General features: G+C 70.4%; 2 protein-coding genes. Both read left to right on the top strand.

Annotated features, from left to right (window positions below):
* A partial coding sequence (locus tag ACFVIM_RS32345; RefSeq protein WP_384309092.1) for a type I polyketide synthase occupies positions 1–3327 on the top strand: 3327 nt, incomplete at its 5' end.
* 105 nt (positions 3328–3432) lie between these two features.
* Positions 3433–5385: type I polyketide synthase (locus ACFVIM_RS32340; protein ID WP_384309089.1), on the top strand; the 1953-nt coding region annotated here is incomplete at its 3' end.

Here is a 5385-nt window from a genome sequence, read left to right as displayed (position 1 = left end):
ATCGAGGCGGAACTCCTCGATGTCCTGGCCCCGATCAATCCTCGTCCGGCGCGGATCCCGTTCTACTCCACCGTGGACGCGGGACCGATCGACACCACCATGCTCGACGCGTCGTACTGGTACCGCAATCTGCGTCAGACGGTGCGTTTCGAGGAGGTGACACACCTTCTCCTCAGTGACGGTTTCGGCACCTTCGTCGAGTCCAGTGCCCACCCCGTGCTGACCATCGGCATCCAGGAGAGCGCCGAGAAGGCGGACATGGAGATCGTCTCCACCGGTTCACTGCGCCGTAACGAGGGTGGTCTGGGCAGGTTCCTGGCCTCGGCCGCCGAACTGCACGTCAACGGTGTTCCCGTCGACTGGCGGGCGTTCTTCAGCCCCCACCGGCCCATCCCTGTCGACCTCCCCACCTACCCCTTCCAACGCACCCGCTACTGGCCCGACACCGCGGGCCGCGCCACCGACGCTCCCGCGATCGGGCTCGGCACGGCCGGGCACCCGCTCCTGGGGGCCGCTGTCGAGCTGCCCGAGACGGGCGGCGTCCTGCTCACCGGTCGGCTGTCCCTCCAGACCCACCCCTGGCTCGCCGACCACGCCGTCTCCGGCACGGTCCTGCTGCCCGGGACCGGATTCGTCGAGCTGGCCTTCCGCGCGGGAGACGAGGTCGGATGCGGCACGCTGGAGGAACTGACGCTCGAAGCACCGCTGGTACTGCCCGAACAGGGCTCGGTGCGGATCCAGTTGGCCGTGTCGGGTCCCGACGAGACGGGTCGGCGGACACTCGGCCTGTACTCCACCTCGTCCGAGGGGGAGGACATCTGGGCCCGTAACGCCACCGGCGTCCTGGCCGAGACCGCGAGCGAGACCGGACTCCCGACCGATCTCACCGTCTGGCCCCCGGTCGGCGCCGAGCCGGTGGAGACCGGTGCCGCGTACGAGCGGCTGGCGGCCGCCGGAGTCGAGTACGGGCCCGCCTTCCAGGCGCTGCGCACCGTATGGCAGCGGGGCGACGAGCTGTTCGCCGAACTCCGGATAGCCGACGACATGGCCGGTGACGCCTCGGCGTACGGGCTGCACCCCGCCCTGCTGGACGCCGCTCTCCAGCCGCTCGGCCTCGGTCTCGTCCTGCCGGAGCCGGCGAACGGCCTGACCCGTCGGCCGTTCGCCTTCAGTGGCCTGCGTCTGCACGCGGCTGGCGCGGCCGCCCTCCGGGTGCGGATCGTCTCCGTGGGCGAGGAGGCCGTGTCCATCCAGGCCGCCGACACCACAGGACGACCCGTCGTCACCGTGGATTCGCTGCTTCTGAGGCAGGTCGCGCCTGAGGCGGACGGCGCCGGGACGTCGCTGCGGGAGGCCCTCTTCCGGGTGGACTGGCTGCCGCTTCCCACGACGGACGCGGTGCTCTCGGGCGGCCGCTGGGCCGTGCTCGGTGATGACACGCTGGGCCTGAGCCCCGACTCCGTCGAGCTGTACACCGATCAGGGAGCGCTCGCGGAGGCCGTGTCAGCGGGTGCCGAGGTGCCCGAGCTGGTCTTCGCCCCGGTCACGCGGGCCGTGGACGCCCTCGGAGCCGGTGGGGACGGTGCTCAGGGCGCGGACGTGGCACAGGCGGTACGCCGCGCCGCCCACCGGAGTCTCGAACTGGTTCAGGTATGGCTGGCGGACGAACGGTTCCAGTCCTCCCGGTTGGTGTTCGTCGGCTCCGAGGACCTGGTCGGCGCTCCGGTGTGGGGCCTGGTCCGATCCGCACAGGTCGAGAACCCCGATCGGCTCGTTCTGCTGGACGCGCCGGGCGGGCTGTCCCGGGAGGCGCTGGCCCCGGCCCTCGCCTCGGGCGAGCCTCAGCTGAGGCTGCGTGACGGTGAGGTGACCGCACCCCGTCTGGTGAAGGTCACCGAGCCGGAGACCACCGGCACCGAGTCCCTACCCGGCCCGGCCACCGTCGACTTCGACCCTGAGGGCACCATCCTGATCACCGGCGCGTCCGGTGGCCTGGCCCGCCTCCTGGCCCGCCATCTGGTCAGCGCGCACGGCGCTCGGCATCTCCTGCTCACCAGTCGCCGCGGCCTCGCCGCGGACGGGATGCCGGAGCTCGCCGCCGAGCTGACCGGACGCGGTGCCACCGTGCGCGTCGTGGCCTCGGACGTCTCGGACCGTCTGTCCGTCGGTGAACTGCTCGCCACCATCGACCGTTCGCACCCCCTCACCGCGGTCGTCCACACCGCCGCCGTACTCGACGACGGAGTGGTCCACACGCTGACGCCCGAACGGATCGACCGGGTGCTGAGCCCCAAGGCGGACGGAGCGCTGCATCTGCACGAACTGACGCGGGGCCTGGAGACGCCACTGCGTTCCTTCGTGCTCTACTCCTCGCTCTCCGGCACCCTCGGCGGCGCGGGGCTGGCCAGCTACGCGGCCTCCAACGCCTTCCTCAACGCCTTGGCCCGGCACCGCCGCGACCAGGGGTTGCCCGCCATCTCCCTCGCCTGGGGGCTGTGGGACCAGAGCAGCGGCATGGCGGGTCGGCTCAACGACGTCGACATGACCCGTATGTCACGTGCGGGTGCGTCCCCGATGCCGACTGACGAGGGCCTCGCGCTGTTCGACCTGGCCACCGGCGCCGCCGCCGACTCCGTCATGGTGCCCGCCCGGCTGGACCTCGCGGAGCTGCGGCGCCAGGCACGAGACGGGTCCATGCCCGCGCTGTTCCGCGCCGTGGTGCGGACGCCCGCGACGGTACGGAGGGGCACCGCGGCGGGCACGGGAGCCGGAGGCAGCGCCGCGGGGTGGGCTGAGCGGCTCACCGGTCGTACCGTCGAGGACCAGGAGCGGATGCTGCTGGACCTGGTCTGCGAGCAGGTGGCGGGCGTACTGGGACACACCACGACCGACGCCATCAAGGCGAGCCGTGCCTTCAAGGAGCTGGGCTTCGACTCGCTCACCGCGGTCGAACTCCGCAACCGACTCAGGGCCGCTACCGGCCTCCAGCTTCCCGCGACGCTGGTCTTCGACAACCCGAACCCCGGAGCGCTCGCGGGACGACTGCGCACCGAGCTGGCGCCCAGCAGCACTCAGGCGTCCGAGCAGCCCGTCTTCGCCGACTTCCAACGGCTGGAGACCTCCCTGGCCGGGGTAGCCGCCGACAACACCGACGTGCGAGAGAAGGTCGTCGCCCGGTTGCAGGCCCTGCTGTGGAAATGGGAGGACACCCCCAGCGGCGAGAGCAAGGGCGACGGCGCTCCCGAGGACGACGCATTCGATGCCGTGACAGACGACGAGATGTTCGACCTCATCGATCAAGAGCTCGGAATGACCGAGAACTTCTGAGCTCACCGCGCACTCCGCGCAATCCACTGAGCCAACACACTTTCACGCCTGCCCGAGGAGTGGATTTCCGAGATGTCGAACGACACCCCGACCGACCACCGGAAGATGAACGAGGACAAGCTCCGCGACTATCTCAAGCGGACGGTCAACGACCTGAGGCAGACCCGCCGCCGACTCGGTGAGGTAGAGGCCAGGAACCATGAGCCCATCGCCATCACCGCGATGAGCTGCCGCTTTCCCGGCGGCGTTCGCACCCCTGAAGAGCTGTGGCAGCTCGTGACATCGGGCGGCGACGCCATCTCCGGATTCCCGACGGACCGCGGCTGGGACCTGGACGGACTCTATGATCCGGACCCGGAGCAGCCGGGCACCTCGTATGTGCGTGAGGGCGGATTCCTTTACGGGGCAGCTGATTTCGACGCGGGTTTCTTCGGTATCTCGCCGCGTGAGGCCCTCGCGATGGACCCGCAGCAGCGGGTTCTGCTGGAGACATCGTGGGAGGCGTTCGAGCGGGCGGGTATCGACCCGGAATCCCTGCGCGGCACGAAGGCGGGCATCTTCGTCGGATGCAACTACCAGGATTACGCGACTCGGCTGCCAGCCGTCCCGGAAGAGGTCGAAGGCCACCTCGGTATCGGGAACACGGCGAGTGTCGTATCCGGCCGCGTCGCCTACACGCTCGGTCTGGAAGGCCCGGCGGTCACGCTCGACACGGCGTGCTCGTCCTCGCTGGTCGCCCTGCATCTGGCGGCCCAGTCGCTGCGCCAGGGCGACTGCACCCTGGCGCTCGCCGGGGGGCTCTCCATCATGTCCTCTCCGGCGTCCTATGTGGAGTTCAGCCGCCAGCGCGGACTGGCGCCGGACGCCCGGGTGAAGGCATTCGCCGACGACGCGGACGGCACCGCCCTGTCCGAGGGCGTTGGCCTGTTGCTGCTGGAGCGCCTCTCCGACGCGCGGAGCCTCGGTCATCCCGTTCTCGCCGTGATCCGCGGGACCGCGATCAACCAGGACGGTGCCAGCAACGGCCTCTCCGCGCCCAACGGCCCGTCGCAGGAGCGGGTCATCAGGGAGGCCCTGGTCAACGCGCGCCTGACGACGGAACAGATCGACGCGGTGGAGGCGCATGGGACGGGCACGAAGCTGGGTGATCCGATCGAGGCGCAGGCGCTGCTGGCCACCTATGGTCAGGGGCGTGGGGACCGGGAGCCGTTGTGGCTGGGGTCGCTGAAGTCGAATATCGGGCACACCCAGGCCGCCGCCGGTGTCGCCTCGGTCATCAAGATGGTCAAGGCGATGGAACATGGGGTGCTCCCCAGCACGCTCCACGTCGACGAGGTGTCCTCCCGGATCGACTGGGGTTCGGGTGCGGTGTCGCTGCTGACGGAGGAGCGTGCCTGGCCGGAGACGGGTCATCCGCGTCGTGCGGGTGTGTCGTCGTTCGGTATCAGTGGTACGAACGCTCACGCGGTGCTGGAGCAGGCGCCGGAGCCCGAGGTGGTCGAGCCGGAGGCAGCGGGCACTCCTGTTCCTGGGGTGGGTGTGGTGCCGTGGGTGGTGTCGGCGAAGAGTGAGGCCGGGTTGCGGGCGCAGGCCGAGCGGTTGCTGGCGTTCGTGGAGGGGGCCGGGGAGCCGCGTCCTGTGGATGTGGGGTTCTCGCTGGTCAGTGGCCGTGCGGAGCTGGAGCATCGGGCCGTGGTGCTGGCTGATGGCACTGATGGCTTCAGGGAGGGTTTGACCGCGCTGGCCGCGGGCGGGGCGGCGGCGGGTCTGGTCACGGGTGTCGTGGGTGCGTCGGGGAAGCCGGTGTTGGTGTTCCCGGGGCAGGGGACGCAGTGGGTGGGTATGGGTGCGCGGTTGGTGGGGGAGTCGCCGGTGTTCGCGGCGCGGTTGGGTGAGTGTGCTGGGGCGTTGGCTCCGTTCGTGGACTTTGACGTGCTGGAGGTGGTGCGTGAGGGGCGGGCGTTGGATCGGGTGGATGTGGTGCAGCCGGTGACGTGGGCGGTGATGGTGTCGCTGGCGGAGGTGTGGCGGTCGTTGGGTGTGGTTCCGGGGGCGGTG

Source organism: Streptomyces sp. NPDC057638 (assembly GCF_042800315.1).
Taxonomy (GTDB): Bacteria; Actinomycetota; Actinomycetes; order Streptomycetales; family Streptomycetaceae; genus Streptomyces.
The sequence above is the reverse complement of the archived record's forward strand: the minus strand, read 5'-3'. Positions and strand labels throughout refer to the sequence as shown.